Consider the following 17,019-nt stretch of genomic DNA (forward strand, 5'->3'; position numbering starts at 1 on the left):
ATGTCCTCACACCCCTCCCAACGCCAACGTGTCCGCCGGCAGCAGAGCCGTGTCGACACCCGTAGCCTGCGCCAGGACCTCAGGCACCTGCTCCTGGACGCCAGCGTCGCCTTCGCCGTCACCCTGGCGATCTTCGTGCTCCTCTACTGGCGCGTCGAGGCGGGCACCTCGCAGACCCTGATGGTGATGCCCAATCTCGACGACGCCCGCCGCTACTGGCTCTATTGGGCGTGCCAGGCGTTCGGTTGGTCCGGGCTGTTGTGGGCGTGGATCACCGTGCTTCTGGGCCTCCTGCGGTCCACCGCTCCCGGACGCTGGAGCGTCGTCTCCCACGCGCGCGTCGAACGCTGGCACCGGGTGACCAGCCTGACCACCATCGGCCTCATGTTCGCCCACGCCTTCGCCTTCTTCCTCGAGCGGATACGCGACACCGGGGAGGGGGACGGTCTGGGTGACCGGATGGCGTCGGCGTTCGTCGAGGTGTTCGTGCCCGGCGGGTACGACTCCGGTACGGGGCAGGTCGCCATCCTCGTCGGGCTGATCGCCTTCTACCTCGCGATCCCGCTCGGGCTGTCGTTCTACGTCCGGTGGTGGATGGGCGCACGGCTGTGGCGCGTACTCCACCGCTTCGTCATCGTGGTCTACGTGCTCAGCGTCTGGCACACCTTGCTCTACGGCACCAACGTGTGGTTCGACGGGTGGTTCCGCACCGTTGTGTGGGCGCTCCAACTGCCGATCGCCCTGGTGTTCCTCGTGCGTCTGCTGACACCCCTTCGGGCCGAGGAAAGGCTCCCGCGCCGCCGGCGGGAGTCGGGGGGCGCTACCGGGATTCCGGTCGCCGTGCTGCTTCGCCTCGGAGGACGTCTCGTCGTGGGCGCGGCGGTCGTGGTCGTCCTGCTGGTCACGGTCACCGGGCGCGACGGGGGACGAACCCCGGGGCAGGAGACCGGGGACATGCTGGTCACCCAGCCGATGGTGTGGGGCGGGCTGGCCGTCTTCCTCACCGTGCTCTGCGCGGTGGGTTTGGCGGTCGCTCTCGCCCGTGACGACCGGGCGTCGCGGACGGAACGGACGCGGAGCACGGAGCGCCCCGAGCGGACACGGACCGCCGGGAGCTAGGGAGACACCGGCGGGGCGGTCCGGGGAGGACTTCCCTGGACCGCGCCCCGCGTATCGGCGCCCGTCCGCTCAGCGCACCTCCTCCACGGCGAGCGTGCCTTCACGGTGTTGAGCGCGGATGCGCTTCTTGTCGAACTTGCCCACACTGGTCTTCGGCACCGCGTCGACGAAGGCCCAGTACTCGGGAAGCTGCCACCGCGCGACCCGGTCGGCGAGGAAGGCACGCAGCTCCGCCGCGTCCACCGACGCCTCCGGGCGAACCACAACGGTGACCAGCGGACGCTCGTGCCACCTGGCGTCGGGGACGGCGATCACCGCGGCCTCGGCCACATCCGGGTGCGCCATGACCAGGTTCTCCAGCTCCACGGAGGAGATCCACTCGCCGCCCGACTTGACAAGGTCCTTGGAGCGGTCGGTCAGGGTCAGGAAGCCGTCCTCGGTGATCCGGCCGACGTCCCCGGTCCGCAGCCACCCGTCGTCGAACCGGTCGGGAGCCTCGACACCGAAGTAGGATCCGGCGATCCACGGCCCCCGGACCTCCAACTCCCCGACGCTCACCCCGTCCCACGGGACGACGTCCCCCGCGTCGTCGACCAGTCGTGCCTGGACCGACGCCGCCAACCGGCCCTGGCTCACCCGGTAGTCCCACGCCTCCTCGGCCGACACGCCCCCGGGCGCCCGGGCGACGCTTCCCAGCGGAGAGGTCTCCGTCATCCCCCAGGCGTGCACGATCGGCACGCCGTGGCGCCGCTCGGAGGCCTCCATCAGGGCGGGCGGGCACGCCGATCCCCCCACGATCACCTGCCGCAGCGAGGAGACGTCTCGGGGGTTCGTCTCCAGCTCCGCGAGGACCCCCTGCCAGATGCTGGGGATCGCGGCGGTCGCCGTCGGGCGTTCGGTCGCGATCATCTCCACCAGCGGCGCCGGCTGCAGGAACCGATCCGGGAGCAGTAGGGAGGCGCCCACCATCAGGGCCGCGTAGGGCAGGCCCCAGGACAGGACGTGGAACATCGGCACGATCGCGAGGACGTTGTCGCTCTGGCGGATGGCCAGGCCGTCGGTCATACACACCTGCATCGAGTGCATCCAGATGGACCGGTGGCTGTACGCCACACCCTTGGGGTCACCGGTCGTGCCGGAGGTGTAGCACAGGGCGGCGGCGTCGTGCTCGTCGCCACGAACCCAGTCGAACTCCTCGGGTCGACCCGCGATGAGGTCCTCGTAGCGATGCACGGCGACCCCCGGGACCTCCGACGCCTCACCCGGGTCACCGCCGCACACGATCAGGTGACGAACGGTGCGGAGCTTGCCCAGGATCGGCACCACCAAGGGAAGCAGCGTGGCGTCGACGATCAGGACCTGGTCCTCCGCGTGGTTGGCGATGAAGACGATCTGGTCGGCGGGAAGGCGGATGTTGATCGTGTGCAGCACCGCGCCCATGGCCGGCACCGCGAGGTAGGCCTCGAAGTGTTCCTGGTTGTTCCACTGCAGGGTGGCCACGCGCTGGTCACCGGTCACACCGAGCTCGCGGAGCGCGTGGGCCAACTGGGCCGCGCGCGCACCCGCCCGCGCGAAGGTGAACCGGCGGGGTTCGTCTCCGGTCCAGGTCACCAGTTGGGCGCCGCCGTGCACCGTAGTGCCGTAGCGGACGAGGTCGCTGAGGGAGAGGGGGGCGTCCTGCATCGTGCCGCGCATGGTGATCGGCTCCTTCCCGTCATGAGGTGCCGATCGTAGAGCAGGGACTACTGCCTGGTAATGATCCTGAAGGTAATGCCGGGCTTACTGACGGGACGCAACGCCGTCCACGACGGGGATGCGGCGCCTATGAGGTCAGCACCCGGCGTGTCGACTCCCTGACCTGGGGAGACTTGGCGGATCCGTCGGTTGGTACCTCGGCGTTTTCCCACACCACGCTCGCCCGGCGTCCGTCCAGCTCCAGAGTGGCGAGGCTGTTGCGGTAGTCGGGGCCGTCGTCCAACCGCCACCGTAGAGCGGGGGAGGGGACGCGGGCCAGGGCGGTCAGCACTCGGGTGCCGGCCGCCGCCAGGCCACTCGCGGCGATCCGGGTCATGATCCGCAGGGGGCGGGGAAGCCGATTGCGGATGGGGGAGCACACCAGTTGGGCCACCGTGGTGTCCCCGCCGGGCGTGTCAGTCCCGGTGCGCGCCCGCGCGAGGTAGGAGAAGTGCACGTCCCCGCCGAGGAACAGGACGCTGGCCGGGGCGGCACCCCGGCGGCCGCTCCCCGTCTCCAGGACGGCGTTGGTCACGTGCGTGAACGACTGTTGGAACGCCGCCCAGTGCTCCAGGTCCACCGCCTGGCGCAGTCGTTCCCCGATCCCGCGCATGGCTGCCCCCCACCGGCCCGCGCACACGGCCTCACTCCACGCCTCGAGGTTGTGCACCCCACGGGGGAGGAGGAACGGCAGCGAGCAGGCGACGACGACGTGGTCGACGTCGCCGGTGAGGTTCTCGTCGATCCAGGCCGAGCCCCGCGTCCCCAGCATGTCGCGGTCGGAGTCGTCCGCCACCCGTCGTGAGCAGCGGGTGTCGACCATCAGTACCCGCGTGCCGCCGAGGTCCAGGCGGAAACTCCAGAGGTAGCTCTCCGGCGACTGGTCCGCCCGCCACGCGAACTCGTCCAGGGCCGGCCCGGCGTCCGCCGGGGTGGCCTCGTCGGGCGTGGCGGTGTCTGACGCCGGGTCGGTGGGCCCGGGGGAGTCGCTGGCGGCGACGTCGAGGGTCACGTCGTTTGAGGGGCCGAGGACCGCCGCCACCGCGGGGTCCGCGGCGCGGTCCCGTGCGGTCAGGTTGCCCAGGTGCTGGTACACCCAGTAGGCCCCGATCCCCGAGGTGATCCGATCCCGCCACCATGGAGAGGCCGCGATCTTCCGACGCCAGGCGCCGGAGGTGTTCCAGTCGTCGCGGATGTCGTGGTCGTCGAACATCATCAGCGTGGGCACGGTGGACAACAGCCACCGCACGTCCGGCGCGGTCCACGCACGGCGGTACAGCTCGGCGTACTCGTCGAAGGACACGACCTCGTCCGCGGGCGCGTGTATGGCGCTGGAACGCCCGGAGGCGGCCTCGATGCGTCGGGCCCGCAGTTCGGCCGCCATGTCCGCCTGGAGTTCGTCGGCATAGACCTGGTCGCCGAGAAGGAGCATCACCGACGGCTCGTCGGGCACGGCCCCACCGTGGTCCCGTCGACGCCGCGCCAGACGCCGGGCGTAGGCGAGGAGCATGTCCGGGCCGTGCACGGCGTCCGCCTCCACCGTGTGGGCCGCTGTCGTCAGGCAGGACCCGAACAGGACGCGCGTCGGCGTCGCCGGGTCCAGAGTGCGCAGAAGGCTGGGCGGTGCGTCGCCGCCGGGCAGGGGCCAGACACTCACACCGTCCACGGAAACGCGGTAGGGCAGCGCGCTCCCCGGCGACAACCCCTCCACATCGACGAGCGCGAAGTGATGCCCGTGCACGGTGAACGTCCGAGCGTCCGCCCGGACCTCAGGTCCGCCCTCGTGTCCCGCGGCGACGGTGACAGTGCCCGGCGAGCTGGTCTCGACCCACACCGTCGCGGTGGACGCGCTGACACGGCGCAGCACCGGGCCGGCGCGCAACTCGACACTCACGGATTCTCACTCCTCGTTCCGGCCTGCGGGTGCCGTCCTCCGCCCACGAATACCGTACGGAGTTCCGACGCACCAGCGGGGGGTTGCGGCCGGAGCCGGCCGGGGTAACGGTAGCCGTATGCGCACGACACTGTTGGACATATCCACCGGAGGCGACGACACGGTCGTCGACATCACCCACCTCTGTGCCCAGTTCGCCGCGGAGGCGGGTGGGGACGGACTGCTCCACGTCTTCGTCCCCCACGCCACCGCCGGTATCGCCATCATCGAGATCGGCGCCGGATCCGACGACGACCTGCTCGCCGCCCTGGGCGACCTTCTTCCAGCCGACGACCGATGGCGACACCGCCACGGATCACCGGGCCACGGACGAAGCCACGTGCTGCCCGCGCTCGTCCCGCCATATGCCACGATTCCGGTGATCGCGGGACAGTTGGCCCTGGGCACATGGCAAAGTGTTTCCATCGTCGACATCAATGTCGACAACCCGCACCGAAACGTGCGTCTGTCGTTCTTGACCAGCGCCGGTTAAGGAGTAGGAGTGGTACTCACACACGCGGCCCCCAGCGCGTTGACGAACGTGCCCGGAGCATGTGAACTTAACCGACAACGGCGGGTGGTCGTCGATACGGTCACCACAAGGATGCCGTCGGTGGTCCCGCACCCGTGCGGGCCAGTTCTGGGCTATGGAGGAGGACTTTCGTGAGCTCGACCGCGGGTCAGGCGCGCAGTGAGAACAGCCTGGCCGATCAGCTCGGTTTCAAACCGGGTCAGGTGGTGCAGGAGATCGCGTTCGACGATGACGTGGACGAGGAGCTTCGCGCGTCGATCGTGAAGAGCACCGGGAATGAGCTCGTCGACGAGGACTATGGGGACGTCGTCGACGTCGTGTTGCTCTGGTGGCGTAGCGATGAGGAGGATGACCTCGCCGACGCACTGATGGACGCGTTGACCATGGTCGAGGGCGGGGGAGCGATCTGGGTCCTGACGCCCAAACCGGGGCGGGAGGGCCACGTCGCGCCGAGCGACGTCACCGAGGCGGCGGGAACCGCCGGCCTGTCCCAGACCTCCGCGGTGAACGCCGGTCAGGACTGGTCAGGGACCCGGCTCATCGTGCCCAAGTCCAAGCGTTAGTCTTCCCACGAGCTCCCGGATGCCCCGCCCGCGCGGGGCATCCGAGGGCTGCCCGAATCCCGAATGAGAGGCCTGTGCACTGATGAGCAGCGGGACGCCGATCGAGATCGGCCAGAAGGCCCCCGACTTCGAGCTGGCCAACCAACACGGCGAGAAGGTGCGCCTGTCCGACTTCCAGGGCAAGCACAACGTCGTCGTGGTCTTCTACCCCCTCGCGTTCTCCGGCGTCTGCGGTAACGAGCTGTGCGAACTCCGTGACGGCATCGCGGAGTTCGAGAACGACAAGGTGCGGCTGCTGACCATCTCCGTCGACTCCGTACACGCCCACCGCGCCTGGGCCGACCAGGAGAAGCTGGAGTACCCCCTCCTCAGCGACTTCTGGCCCCACGGCGCGGTGGCGCAGTCCTACGGAGTCTTCGACGAAGAACGAGGCGTCGCCGTGCGCGGCACCTTCCTCATCGACACCACCGGCGTCGTCCAGTGGAAGGTCGTCAACCCCCTCTCCGAGGCCCGCAGCCTCGAGGACTACCGCAAGGCGATCGAAGCCCTGTAACCCCAACGGCTCGGGGCAAACGCCCCGAGCCACACGGTAGTATCCACAAAGTCAGGGCGCATAGCTCAGTTGGTCAGAGCATCCGGCTTACAACCGGAAGGTCACAGGTTCGAGTCCTGTTGCGCCCACAATGCCCTGTGCGCTGGGCTTCGCAGATGGGCATGTAACTGATGCGAACCTCAGTGCAGAGCGCACCGCGAGCTACAGTAACCCGGACGCCTCGTGATCACCGAGTGTGCGCATGCCCGGGCAGTGCGAGGGTAGCCGATCGGACCGATGACCCCGTCTCCGGCTTCAGAGTCACCATGTACGAGCCCTACGGAGTGCCGGAGGCTCGTCTGCGATGTGGTGGGCTCCCGAAGGGGGCAAGACCATACGTCTCTTTGCGCGTCTCCTGAGGTACGTGGACTCCGGCCCGGCGACAGCTCGCTCTGCCGCCTGATGTGGGGCGCTGGCCGTTTTCAGTGGGGGTTCGGGAGAAGTTCTCCCAGGAGTTGTGTGACGCGGTCGCGGATCTCGTCGCGGATGGGGCGGATGGCTTCGATGTGGTGTCCGGCGGGGTCGGGGAGGTCCCAGTCGAGGTAGCGCTTGCCGGGGAAGACGGGGCAGGTGTCGCCGCATCCCATGGTGACGCAGACGTCGGAGGCACGGACCGCGTCCGTTGTCAGGATCTTGGGGTGCTGGTCGGTGAGGTCGATGCCGACCTCGGCCATGGCGGCCACGACGGCCGGGTTGAGTTCCTCGGCGGGTGTCGAGCCGGCGGAGCGGACCTCGACCTGTCCCTCGGACAGGTGGTGTAACCACGCGGCGGCCATTTGGGAGCGTCCGGCGTTGTGGACGCAGACGAATAGGACGGATGGTGTGGCGGTGTAGGTCACTGTGGCGTCCCGAGGGTTGATCGTGGAGCGGCGTACAGGTCTGACGTATCAGCATCCGATGATGCGATAATATCAGCGCATGTTGATGTCAGTGAATGCTGATTTGTTGAAGGTGTTGTCCGACCCCTTGCGCCTGCGGATCGTGGGTTTGCTCGCGCGCGAGACGTTGTGTACTACGCATCTGGTGGCGGAGACGGGTGCGAGTCAGACGAACCTGTCCAACCACCTGCGCATGCTGCGGGACGCGGGTGTGGTGGAGACCGAGCCGTGTGGGCGGTTCACGTACTACCGCCTGTGTCCCGAGGTTCTGGACGGGGTGTCGCGGCAGTTGGCGGCGTTGGCTGAGACTGCGCGCACCGTGGGTGCCGGGGAGAACAGGCGGGCGTGCTGATGGTGCGCTCGCAGGAGGCGTCCCCCGCTGGTGCCGGGTCGGTCGCCGCGAAGATGTCGGTGCTCGACCGATTCCTGGCGGTGTGGATCCTGCTCGCCATGGCGGTCGGTCTGGGACTGGGTCGGGTGGTCCCGGGTTTGGACGAGTTTCTGGCCTCGTTGGAGGTCGGTGGTATCTCGCTGCCCATCGCCGTTGGCCTGTTGGTGATGATGTACCCGGTCCTGGCCAAGGTCCGCTACGACCGTTTGGACACCGTCACCCGCGACCGCCGGCTGCTGGTTTCCTCTCTGGTCATCAACTGGCTCGTGGGGCCCGCCGTCATGTTCGCGCTGGCGTGGATCTTCCTCGCCGATCTCCCCGAGTACCGAACCGGCCTGATCATCGTTGGCCTGGCGCGGTGCATCGCCATGGTCATCATCTGGAACGACCTCGCGTGCGGGAACCGCGAGGCGGCCGCGGTGCTGGTCGCGCTGAACTCGGTCTTCCAGGTGCTCGTGTTCGGACTCCTCGGGTGGTTCTATCTGGACCTGTTGCCCGGCTGGTTGGGCCTGGACACCGGGGGGCTGGAGGTGTCGCCCTGGCTGATTGCGGTCAACGTGGTGGTGTTCCTCGGCATCCCGCTGGTCGCCGGCTTCCTGACCCGCCACGTCGGCGAGCGCAGGCTGGGGCGCGAGCGCTACGAGTCCGGATTCCTGCCACGGATCGGCCCGTGGGCCCTGTACGGGCTGTTGTTCACCATTGTCCTGCTGTTCGCCCTGCAGGGCGAGACGATCACGAGCCAGCCCCTGGACGTGGTCCGCATCGCCGTCCCGTTGCTGGCCTACTTCGTGATCATGTGGTTCGGTACATTCGCCTTCGGTAAGGCCGCCAGGATGAGCTACGACCGGACGACCACGCTGGCCTTCACCGCGGCGGGCAACAACTTCGAGTTGGCCATCGCGGTGGCGATCGCGACCTTCGGTGTCACCTCGGGGCAGGCGCTGGCCGGCGTGGTCGGCCCGCTGATCGAGGTTCCCGTGCTGGTCGCCCTCGTCTACGTCTCGTTGGCCTGGCGCAAGCGATTCGCGCCCGCACGGCGCTGAGGGGGGAGACGCCAGCTACGGCGGGGAGTCGGGTCCGGCGTCCTGTGCTGCGGGAGTGGTGGGTCAGCGCCGCCGTTGGAGTCGGCGCAGGACGTGGCGGGCGTCCCGTCCGACGCCGCGCAGTGTGGCTGAGGAGAAACTGCGTTGGAACTCCAGGCCCACATACCCCAGTCCGGGCACCGTGGTGGATAGTCCCCCGTGGTGGAGCGGTTGGCCTTGGTCGTCGAGGGCGCCGGTCGTGGCGAGGTAGTCCAGGGCGGGTCGGTAACCGGTGGCGAGGAGAAGGGTGTCGATCGTCTCGACGGCGCCGTCGGACCAGGTGACCTTGTCGCCGTCGAGGTGGGTGAACATGTCGCGCCGGTCAGGGTTGCCGGTGGCGAACGCGGCGCGGTATCGGCCGTCGTCGTTGACCAGCGTGGGCCCGTTCTGCCAGATCCGGCGGAGGGGGGCGGAGTCCAGGCCGCTGCGTACGAACCACCAGTGGATGTCGCGGCCCAACGGGCGTTGGTTGGCCCACGCCACGGGCTTACGGGTGGCGAGGCTGACCTGGGCCACCTCGGCCAGTTCCGCGGCGATCTGAACCCCGGAGTTTCCCCCGCCGACGACGATCACGCGCTGGCCGGAGAAGGAGTCGGGGGAGCGGTAGGCGGCGGTGTGGAGCACCTGCCCGGAGAAAGTATCCAGGCCAAGGAGGCTGGGTGTGTGTGGCCGTGTGAATCCCCCGGTCGCGGCCACTACGGTGCGCGCCCGTACCGCGACGCCGTCGCCCGTGGTGAGGACGAATCCCTTGGGGGTGTGCTCCACGCGTTCCACGCGGTGCCCGCAGCGGATGTCGGCGTCCAGGTGGGAGGCGTAGTCACGTAGGTAGTCGAGGACCTCGTCACGGAGCGGGTATCGATCGGGGTCGCCGGGCATGGCCCGTCCGGGCAGGCCGGAGAAGCGGGCGGGGGAGAACAGGGTCAGGCTGTCGTAGTAGTCCGGCCAGGAACCCCCGGGGTGCTCGGCGGCCTCCAGCACCACGGGGTGTACTCCGTTGTGGTTGGCGGCGTGGGCCGTGGCGAGTCCTGCCTGTCCGGCGCCGATGATGGCGAGCGGTACGTGTTCCATTTCTTCCTCTTCGGCTGTGCTGGGGGCGGTGTCTTCGACACGTCGCCCCCAGCAGGTGTTCTAGGACGATTGCGACGGGGTGGGGCGGCTGGCCAGCGAGATCAGGGCGGCCAATGCACCAAGAGCCCCCAGAGCCGTGAACGCGGCCGGGTAGCCGCCCAGGGGACCGGCCAGCGCGGCGCCGGCCCAGGGTGCGAGGGCGATCGCGACCATGATCGGGGTGTGCATCACTCCGTTGAGCGTGGCGTAGCTCTGGGTTCCCCAACGATCGGTCACGGCGGTGGCCTGCAACAGGGTCAGTACTCCGCGCGCCATGCCAGCGAGGACGGAGATCACCACGAGCAGTGTCCATGGACCAGGGACGAGCCCCAGGACGATCGTCGTCACGGCACAGGCCGCCAGGACGCCCACCATGCGGGTGACCGGAGTGGTGCGTCGTTCCAGCGGGGGGTAGATCAGCCGACCGAGTACCTGACCCACGCCGCCCAGGCCGAGAATCCAGGCCGCCGTGGTGGTGTCGAATCCCCGTTCGTCCAACAACGGCACCAGGTTTACGATCACCGCGAAGACGGTCAACGAGCCGGCGGCGAGCGCGACGGTCAGGGCCCAGAAGGCCCGACTGCGTACCGCCGTACGCGCCGAAGCGGCAGCGCCCGCGGAGGCACGGCCACCGCCCCCGCTCTTCTCCCAGCCACGCGGGAGCGCGAACGCGTGTAAGGGGACGACCACGAACGCGAGCACCCCGGCCAGCGCCAGGTACGCGCCGCGCCAACCCCACATCGCCTCGAACGCCGCGGTCAACGGAGCGAAGATCGTGCTCGCCAGGCCCGCGACCAACGTGAGCACCATCAGAGCCCGAACCCGGTGGGTGGAGAACCATCCGGTCACCGCGGCGAACGCGGGTGGGTAGAACAGTCCCGCCATCGCCACGCCGGCCACCAGCCACGCCAGCGCGAACACTTCGACGCGGGGGGAGTACGCCAGAGCCACGGTGGCGGGAACCGCGAGGACTCCCGCCACCGTCATCACGGCGCGCGGCCCGTACCCCTGGAGCCAGCGGCCCACCAGGATGCCACCGAGCCCGGCCACCACCTGTGCGCCGGAGAACCACGCGGTCACCGTGGTCAACGACCATCCCGTGTCGGTGCTGATCGCTGGCGCCAACACGGGGAAGGCGTAGAAGAGCACGCCGTAACTGGTGGTGACGGTGACGCACAGCGCCACCAGTCCCCTCCACGCGCCTCGGGAATCGTGGGGGTCGTCCGTTCGTGGCACCGCTGCCGTCGTCGAGGTCACGGGGTGGCGATCCGGTCGTCGATGACCAGTGCCGGCTGTCTCGCGCCACAATCCCCTTGTTCGGCGACCGCGTCCTGCGCAGCCGCGGAACCGCAACACCCACCCGTTTCGTCCGCGACGTCGGTGGCGTCCGCCGGTCCACACGCCCCGCCGGCGTCGGCCGCCATGTCGGTGACTCCGCCCGATCCGTTGCACACTCCGGTTTCGGGCAGCGTCAGCTCGACGCGCGCCGCGCTCTCGTGGTCCCCGGCCAGTGCGGCGGCGACGCTGCGCACCTGCTCATAGCCCGTCAACGCCAGGAAAGTCGGAGCGCGGCCATAGGACTTCATGCCCACCAGGTAGAAGTCGGCGTCGGGGTGGGAGAGTTCGGCGGCACCGTGAGGATAGACGGTCCCACACGAGTGAACGTTCGGATCGATCAGCGGCGCGAGGTCCACCGGCGCCTGCAATGACGTGTCCAAGGCCAGTCGAACCTCGGACAGGAACGACAGGTCGGGACGGAACCCGGTGACCGCCACGACCTCGTCGACCGATGTCAACTCCCGAGCATCCTCACTCACCAACACCAAGCGCTCGTCCGACCCCGCGCGCACCTCGGCCGTGTGGAAACCGGTGACGACCTCGATCTCCCCAGCTTCCACGGCCCTCTGTGCGGTGGTCCCGAGCGCGCCACGGGCAGCGAGCTGATCGTCAGCCCCACCCCCGAACGCATCGCCCACATCGCGCCGCAACACCCACAGAACTCGGGTTTCCGGAACGTCCTTCGCTAGCTCCGCCAACGCGACCAAGACGGTGAGCGCCGAGTGGCCACGCCCGACCACAGCCGTCGTGCGCCCCGCATGGCGAGCCCTCACGGCCGGATCCGTCAGGTCGGGGATCCGGTAGGCGATTCGGTCGGCGGCCCTGGACTCGCCGAGCGCCACCAGTCCATTTCCTCCAATCGGATTCGGTGAGGTCCACGTCCCCGACGCGTCGATCACCGCCCGGGCCAGCAGCCGCTCCTCACCGGCATCGGTGCGCAGCGCGACGACGAACGGCTGTTCGTCTCGACCCGCGTCCACCACCCGGTCCCGCCCACGCCGACTCACACCGGTGACCTCCACACCGAAACGAACCCGGTCACCCAACGCCTCCGCCAGATGGACCAGGTAGGAGTCTCGCCACTGTGCCCCCGTCGGATACCCGTCATCGCTGGGGCGCTGCCACCCCCGGGGGACCAGCAGCTTCTCGGCGGCCGGATCCACCAGGTCCCGCCACATCGAGAACAACCGAACATGCCCCCACTCGGCCACGGCCGCTCCGGCTTCCACGCCCCGCTCAAGCACCACGAACGGCAATCCCTGAGCGTTGAGTTCGGCCGCCGCGGCAAGCCCCACCGGGCCGGCCCCGACCACAACGATCGGATGTCCCTGGACCATGACTCCCACCTTTCATCGAGCGGCGTCTATGAATCCAGGACTCTATCGATCGCGCTCGATGGACGCAACCATAGATCTTCATCGATAATGGAGGGCATGACCGCCACAACGCCCCAACCAACCACCGTGACCACGGCACTCGCCCCACACGACGCCGAGACCTACGCCGCGTGGTTCGCCTGCCTCGCCGAACCCATGCGCGTGCGACTCCTCCACGTCGTCGCCACCACACCCGGATCGATCAGCGTCGGCGAACTCGCCGAAGTCGTCGACGTACGCCAGCCCACGGTCTCCCACCACCTACGCAAACTCGCCGACGTCGGCTTCGTGACCCTTACCAAGGTCGGAACATCCACCCACGTGTCCATCAACCCCGACTGCTGCACCGGCCTGCCCCACGCCGCCGACGCCGTCATGGGCATGATCAACGCCCGCCCCTGCTGCCCCACCGACCTGCCCACCAACGTCACCACCCGACCCATGTCCGAGACGGACCTTGGTGCGGCACGCGGTATCTACGAGCACGCCATCGCCGCCGGCCACACCCCCACCGAGATGGCCACGCCCCAGTTCGCCACTCTGGAGGAGATCGGAATCCCCGAACACCGCTGGGTCGCCGAAATCGACGACCACATCGTCGGATGGGCCACCGCCGCGCCCATCTCCACGAGCGACACCTACGCCGGAGCCGCCGAAACTTCCGTATACGTCGCCGAACCCCACCGCGGACACGGAGTCGGCAAGACACTCCTCTACCGCCAAGTCACCGAGGCCGACACCGCCGGGCTGTGGACACTGCAAGCCACCATCGCCCCAGAGAACCGCGCCGCCCTCGCCCTGCACCACAAAGCCGGATTCCGCACCGTCGGCATCCGCGAACGCATCGCCCACCACCACGGCACCCTCCACGACACCGTCCTCCTCGAACGACGCCCGCCCGAGGGCGCCGACAGGCCCCAATAGGGCAGGAACCTTCACGTCACCCTCGACCTGTCGCGATCGACACGCACCCACGCCGCGCCGCGGAACCGGCGCATCAAGAGCTCATACGACCCGATCAACGCGACCGACGGCCACGCGTGAGTGTTCCGTGACCACATCGTCGGATCGGCCATCACGATATCGGTGCCATCGAGGCCAGGCTGCCCAGGATCAGCGGGCTCCATGGCAGAAACCCTCGCCGGTTCCCTTGGCGGGTGTCGGACAGCAGCGCCATGGACGTCGCGACGCCGCTGAAGAGCCGGCTCTGTGCGCCTGTGCCCTGAGTTGTCGGCATGTTCGACGCCGGAGCGGAGCGGGGGCATCGGCATGCGTGGACATTGCTAGGTCAGGCTGGTCTCTCTTCAGCCGCACTACAGCGTCACTCCTGCGCGAGTTCATTCCCTTCTGGGGAGCGTCTTCCATGGAAGGAAACCGCCGCACGGAGGTTCCGCGATGCCGTTTGGTTCCGCTGCTGAACAGTCCATTGCCGACCGGCTGCTGCTGGACCGTGTCCTCCAACAACGCAGCGCTCACTGGAAACCCCACGACGCTGCTATCGACCCCGAACGGAGCGGCGTGATCATGACAGGGCCGCGCGCCGGAACGCGGGTCGCCGACCTTCGTGGCCGCGGATGCGTCGCCCCCTTACTCATCGACCCTGCCGCCTACATCCGCCACAAGGCGACCGCCGAGACTCCGTTCATCGTCCCGACGGATCGCTTAGGCGGCGTCGAGTGGGAGATCTGTGCGCAGCGGAACGCGGGCGCCGACGCTGCCATCACCCCTACCGGGCACATCGCCGCAGACGACACCGCCGCGTTGCGGGCCGTCGTCCGCAAGGCCGTAACTCTTGACCGCGACGGGGTGATCGTCGCGCTGCCAATCCACACCGACTGGCTGCGGCCCGCCTCGTTCGATGTCCTATTCGAAGCGTGTCGCGCCATTCCCCACGTCAAGGCGGTCATCCCCTCAGGTCAATTCGACCCGATCGCACTGACCTCGAGGATTCAGAATCTGCGGCGGCTGGTGGGCACGCTTGACGATGTCGCGGTGATACGTACCGACCTGGCCGCGTTCGACGCCGTCGCCCACGGAGCGGTGTTCGCCGCCATTGGCGACTCGAGCTTTCTGCGCCACGCTGTGCCGCCGGATCAACGCGCGTGGCGCTCCAGTCTGGACGACGGCACACCCGACATCCTCGTCCCCCTGCTGATGCGCTACAACAGCGGTCTTGAGGTCGCCGAGCGGTATGCCGCTGTTGAGCCACCGCGCTGCGCGTGCTCGACCTGCCTGGGACGCGATCTGGCGCGGTTCACCACGGACTCCAAGGATTGCAAGGCTGAGGCACGGGCGCACAATGTCGCCGCGGTGGCGCCATGGCACGCAGAGCTCCTCGCGGAACCCGCCGGTCACTCGCGCCGTCGCTGGTGGCGACACCACTGCGCGCTGGCGCTCGCCCGCTATGACGACGTCAGCCGGAACATCAACTCACTCGACGGATTCAGGATCCCGGGGGCTTTGAGGGTGTGGGCGACGGTTCCGTTGGATGCCGGATCCTCATTTGGTCTGGGGTGAGTTGGTGTGAATTTGGTGGGTGATTTGTTCGGCGAAGCGCCATCGGGCTGGGGTGAATCGGTTTGGGACATAGGGCTGGGGGTGTACCAGTGGCTCCAGATCGCCGTGGGTGCCGGAGAGTAGGCCGACTCCCCAGAAGTCCAGTTCCATCGTGGCCTCGGCGATCCGCCGGAGGGGCTGTTCGATGACGAGGGCGCGGGCGCAGAAGGGGGCGAAGAGCCCCGCGGCGCGTATTCCTTGTTTCCAGCCTCGGGACCACACTAGCGCGAGCTCGGGATACAGGGGCACTTGGGCGAGACGGCGGACCATGTCTCCGTGGCGACGCAGTGCCCCACGCGGGGCCTTGCCCATTGCACGGCGCTCCCAGGGGGCCAGCGAGGGGACGGGAATATCTTGGCCCAGCGGTAGACCCATGAGGAGATCGAGGATCTCCATGCGGGTGATCGGCTCGGCACCACAGGCCTCGCGTCGTCGCCACTCCTCAGAGTCCACGCGGTAGAACAGCATCGCGGGGCGGTTCCACATCTTGACCACTGCGGGGCGGTCCTGGCTGGCGACGAGCCCGGCACGGTGCACGGCCTCGGCGATCATGGCGGTGGGGGCGTCGACAGCGGCGGACATGAGGCCCATGGTGCCACCCATCATCGGGAACTCGTGCTCAGACATAACGGATCGGGTTCCGAGCAGCGGTCATCGGCACTAGATTGAGCACGCAAATTCCTGAGCGGCGCTGAGAAGTCCGTGCTCTCGACGGAGTCGGGGCGAAGGCCCCTCCCCTCTTCGGGCGCCACCGAACGTACTTGGTGGTCGATCGTGATCCCGGGTCCACGCACGTCGTGAGTAGACCCGGGCGGAGTCGCCGCGGACCGCGCCCGGCTGACCTCCCGCCTCAGGAGGCGTCCAGGGCCAGCTCCAGTGCGTCGGACACGGTCGCGCGCAACACGTCGACCTTGGCGGCGTTTCCCGGGAGCGGGGTGCACGATTCGGTGACCCGGTCCAGTGCCTCCGGCGGTGGGCCGCCGGGGGTCGGGGCGCCGGGGGTCGGGGCGCCGATGAGGGCCCGCTCCACTTCGGTGAGGCGCAGCGGGGTGCGGGCGACCGCGCCCACCGCGACCACGGCCTCGGTGACGCGGCCGTCGGAACACGCGATCCGCGCCACCACCTCGGCCATCGGCCACTCGGCGCGGGATCGGCTGGTCGCGCGCTGGTGCGCGGCCGTCTCGCCCGGGGTCGGCGCGGGAAGCTCGACGCCCGTGACGAGCTGACCGGGGTCGAGTTGGTGGTCACGGGTCGGGTCGGCGCCGTCATACAGGTCCGACACCGGGATCGTGTCACCGCCGGCGAGGTGGACCCGCGCCCCGTAGGCGAGCAGCGCGACGGCGAGCGACGACGGATGGGGCGCGACGCAGCGGCCCTGGTCGATCACCGAGGCGAACACGTGGTCGCCCGCGCGGGCGGGGCAGGAGTCGCCGTCCGTCTGGAAGCAGGAGAACGCCGGGTTACGGAAGTAGGGACACCGGTTGCGCTGCAGCAGGTTCCCGCCCACCGTCGCGACCGCCCGGACCTGCGGTGTGGCCAACGCGTTCGCGGCGGCCGACAGAGCGGGGAACCTCGCGCGCAGCGTCGGGTCGGCGGCGACCGCCGCGATGGTGGTCGTGGCGCCCAGCATCGCCGTGCCATCCGCGTGTGGTGTCACGCCGCTCAGCTCGGACAGGCGGCGCAGCTCGACGTAGGGGCCTTCGGCCCGGTGGATCTGGGCCAGGGCAACGACATCAGTGCCTCCGGCGCGCGGCCGTCCGCCGTGGGAGGCGAGCGCTTCCCGCGCGGCGTCGATTGTGGTCGGTGTGGTCATCGGTG

General features: G+C 69.0%; 16 protein-coding genes and 1 tRNA gene. 9 read left to right on the forward strand and 8 right to left on the reverse strand.

The genetic code is table 11. The features are described 5' to 3' along the window. Positions 1-1,119 carry a ferric reductase-like transmembrane domain-containing protein gene (locus tag J4H86_RS26775; RefSeq protein WP_236541075.1) on the forward strand — a complete coding sequence of 373 codons (1,119 nt, stop codon included), beginning with the start codon at positions 1-3 and terminating at the stop codon, positions 1,117-1,119. A gap of 69 nt (positions 1,120-1,188) precedes the next feature. Here the strand turns inward: J4H86_RS26775 and J4H86_RS26780 are convergent, their stop codons facing one another. Further along, complete coding sequence (locus J4H86_RS26780) at positions 1,189-2,814, reverse strand: long-chain fatty acid--CoA ligase (RefSeq protein ID WP_236541076.1); 1,626 nt, start codon at positions 2,812-2,814, stop codon at positions 1,189-1,191. A 127-nt stretch (positions 2,815-2,941) separates the two neighbouring features. After that, positions 2,942-4,747, reverse strand: coding sequence for a DUF7800 domain-containing protein (locus J4H86_RS26785; RefSeq protein WP_236541077.1), 1,806 nt, complete (start codon positions 4,745-4,747; stop codon positions 2,942-2,944). A 118-nt stretch (positions 4,748-4,865) separates the two neighbouring features. Between J4H86_RS26785 and J4H86_RS26790 the strand changes: the two genes are divergently transcribed. The 4 genes from J4H86_RS26790 (at position 4,866) to J4H86_RS26805 (ending at position 6,562) form a co-directional block, all read left to right on the forward strand. Beyond that, positions 4,866-5,279 (forward strand): YjbQ family protein, encoded by a 414-nt coding sequence (locus J4H86_RS26790; RefSeq protein WP_236541078.1) that lies wholly within the window; start codon positions 4,866-4,868, stop codon positions 5,277-5,279. Positions 5,280-5,449: 170 nt separating this feature from the next. Continuing rightward, on the forward strand, positions 5,450-5,881 hold the full coding sequence (locus J4H86_RS26795) for a DUF3052 domain-containing protein (protein WP_236541079.1): 432 nt from the start codon (positions 5,450-5,452) through the stop codon (positions 5,879-5,881). 82 nt (positions 5,882-5,963) lie between these two features. Beyond that, positions 5,964-6,434: a peroxiredoxin gene (locus tag J4H86_RS26800; RefSeq protein ID WP_236541080.1), complete on the forward strand. Its 471-nt coding sequence runs from the start codon at positions 5,964-5,966 to the stop codon at positions 6,432-6,434. Positions 6,435-6,488: 54 nt separating this feature from the next. Beyond that, positions 6,489-6,562 (forward strand) — tRNA-Val (locus J4H86_RS26805). 333 nt (positions 6,563-6,895) lie between these two features. Here J4H86_RS26805 and J4H86_RS26810 read toward each other — a convergent pair. Continuing rightward, positions 6,896-7,312, reverse strand: coding sequence for an arsenate reductase ArsC (locus tag J4H86_RS26810; RefSeq protein ID WP_236541081.1), 417 nt, complete (start codon positions 7,310-7,312; stop codon positions 6,896-6,898). An 85-nt stretch (positions 7,313-7,397) separates the two neighbouring features. Between J4H86_RS26810 and J4H86_RS26815 the strand changes: the two genes are divergently transcribed. After that, a complete protein-coding gene (locus J4H86_RS26815) occupies positions 7,398-7,703 on the forward strand; it encodes an ArsR/SmtB family transcription factor (protein WP_394356541.1) in 306 nt (101 codons plus the stop codon). Continuing rightward, positions 7,703-8,785: an ACR3 family arsenite efflux transporter gene (gene arsB, locus J4H86_RS26820; RefSeq protein ID WP_236541083.1), complete on the forward strand. Its 1,083-nt coding sequence runs from the start codon at positions 7,703-7,705 to the stop codon at positions 8,783-8,785. Before J4H86_RS26815 ends, arsB begins: the two co-directional genes overlap by 1 nt. 63 nt (positions 8,786-8,848) lie before the next feature. Here the strand turns inward: arsB and J4H86_RS26825 are convergent, their stop codons facing one another. The 3 genes from J4H86_RS26825 to J4H86_RS26835 all read right to left on the reverse strand — a co-directional run bounded on the left by J4H86_RS26825 (position 8,849) and on the right by J4H86_RS26835 (position 12,606). After that, positions 8,849-9,892, reverse strand: a complete 1,044-nt coding sequence (locus J4H86_RS26825; protein WP_236541084.1) for a flavin-containing monooxygenase — start codon at positions 9,890-9,892, stop codon at positions 8,849-8,851. 60 nt (positions 9,893-9,952) lie between these two features. Beyond that, complete coding sequence (locus J4H86_RS26830; protein WP_236541085.1) at positions 9,953-11,116, reverse strand: MFS transporter; 1,164 nt, start codon at positions 11,114-11,116, stop codon at positions 9,953-9,955. Positions 11,117-11,184: 68 nt separating this feature from the next. Beyond that, positions 11,185-12,606 carry an NAD(P)-binding domain-containing protein gene (locus J4H86_RS26835; protein WP_236541086.1) on the reverse strand — a complete coding sequence of 474 codons (1,422 nt, stop codon included), beginning with the start codon at positions 12,604-12,606 and terminating at the stop codon, positions 11,185-11,187. 96 nt (positions 12,607-12,702) lie between these two features. Here J4H86_RS26835 and J4H86_RS26840 point away from each other — a divergent pair, with 96 nt between their 5' ends. Together J4H86_RS26840 and J4H86_RS26850 are read left to right on the forward strand one after the other, a co-directional pair. Next, a complete protein-coding gene (locus J4H86_RS26840; RefSeq protein WP_236541087.1) occupies positions 12,703-13,569 on the forward strand; it encodes a helix-turn-helix domain-containing GNAT family N-acetyltransferase in 867 nt (288 codons plus the stop codon). A gap of 471 nt (positions 13,570-14,040) precedes the next feature. Next, positions 14,041-15,162 (forward strand): hypothetical protein, encoded by a 1,122-nt coding sequence (locus J4H86_RS26850; protein ID WP_236541088.1) that lies wholly within the window; start codon positions 14,041-14,043, stop codon positions 15,160-15,162. Here the strand turns inward: J4H86_RS26850 and J4H86_RS26855 are convergent. Continuing rightward, entirely contained in the window at positions 15,145-15,828 is a 684-nt protein-coding gene (locus J4H86_RS26855; protein WP_236541089.1) for a hypothetical protein, read from the reverse strand. The two genes, J4H86_RS26850 and J4H86_RS26855, sit on opposite strands and share 18 nt — an antisense overlap. Before the next feature lie 223 nt (positions 15,829-16,051). Beyond that, positions 16,052-17,014 (reverse strand): FAD binding domain-containing protein, encoded by a 963-nt coding sequence (locus J4H86_RS26860; protein ID WP_236541090.1) that lies wholly within the window; start codon positions 17,012-17,014, stop codon positions 16,052-16,054. Positions 17,015-17,019 lie beyond the last annotated feature (5 nt).

The organism is Spiractinospora alimapuensis (assembly GCF_018437505.1).
GTDB lineage: Bacteria > Actinomycetota > Actinomycetes > Streptosporangiales > Streptosporangiaceae > Spiractinospora > Spiractinospora alimapuensis.

What these genes read in the sequence shown, in the direction of transcription:
- J4H86_RS26775 (WP_236541075.1), top strand. Translation starts at nt 1, where the DNA reads ATGTCCTCACACCCCTCCCAACGCCAACGTGTCCGCCGGCAGCAGAGC.
- J4H86_RS26780 (WP_236541076.1), bottom strand. Translation starts at nt 2,814, where the DNA reads ATGCGCGGCACGATGCAGGACGCCCCCCTCTCCCTCAGCGACCTCGTC.
- J4H86_RS26790 (WP_236541078.1), top strand. Translation starts at nt 4,866, where the DNA reads ATGCGCACGACACTGTTGGACATATCCACCGGAGGCGACGACACGGTC.
- J4H86_RS26800 (WP_236541080.1), top strand. Translation starts at nt 5,964, where the DNA reads ATGAGCAGCGGGACGCCGATCGAGATCGGCCAGAAGGCCCCCGACTTC.
- J4H86_RS26815 (WP_394356541.1), top strand. Translation starts at nt 7,398, where the DNA reads ATGTCAGTGAATGCTGATTTGTTGAAGGTGTTGTCCGACCCCTTGCGC.
- arsB (WP_236541083.1), top strand. Translation starts at nt 7,703, where the DNA reads ATGGTGCGCTCGCAGGAGGCGTCCCCCGCTGGTGCCGGGTCGGTCGCC.
- J4H86_RS26825 (WP_236541084.1), bottom strand. Translation starts at nt 9,892, where the DNA reads ATGGAACACGTACCGCTCGCCATCATCGGCGCCGGACAGGCAGGACTC.
- J4H86_RS26835 (WP_236541086.1), bottom strand. Translation starts at nt 12,606, where the DNA reads ATGGTCCAGGGACATCCGATCGTTGTGGTCGGGGCCGGCCCGGTGGGG.
- J4H86_RS26840 (WP_236541087.1), top strand. Translation starts at nt 12,703, where the DNA reads ATGACCGCCACAACGCCCCAACCAACCACCGTGACCACGGCACTCGCC.
- J4H86_RS26850 (WP_236541088.1), top strand. Translation starts at nt 14,041, where the DNA reads ATGCCGTTTGGTTCCGCTGCTGAACAGTCCATTGCCGACCGGCTGCTG.
- J4H86_RS26855 (WP_236541089.1), bottom strand. Translation starts at nt 15,828, where the DNA reads ATGTCTGAGCACGAGTTCCCGATGATGGGTGGCACCATGGGCCTCATG.
- J4H86_RS26860 (WP_236541090.1), bottom strand. Translation starts at nt 17,014, where the DNA reads ATGACCACACCGACCACAATCGACGCCGCGCGGGAAGCGCTCGCCTCC.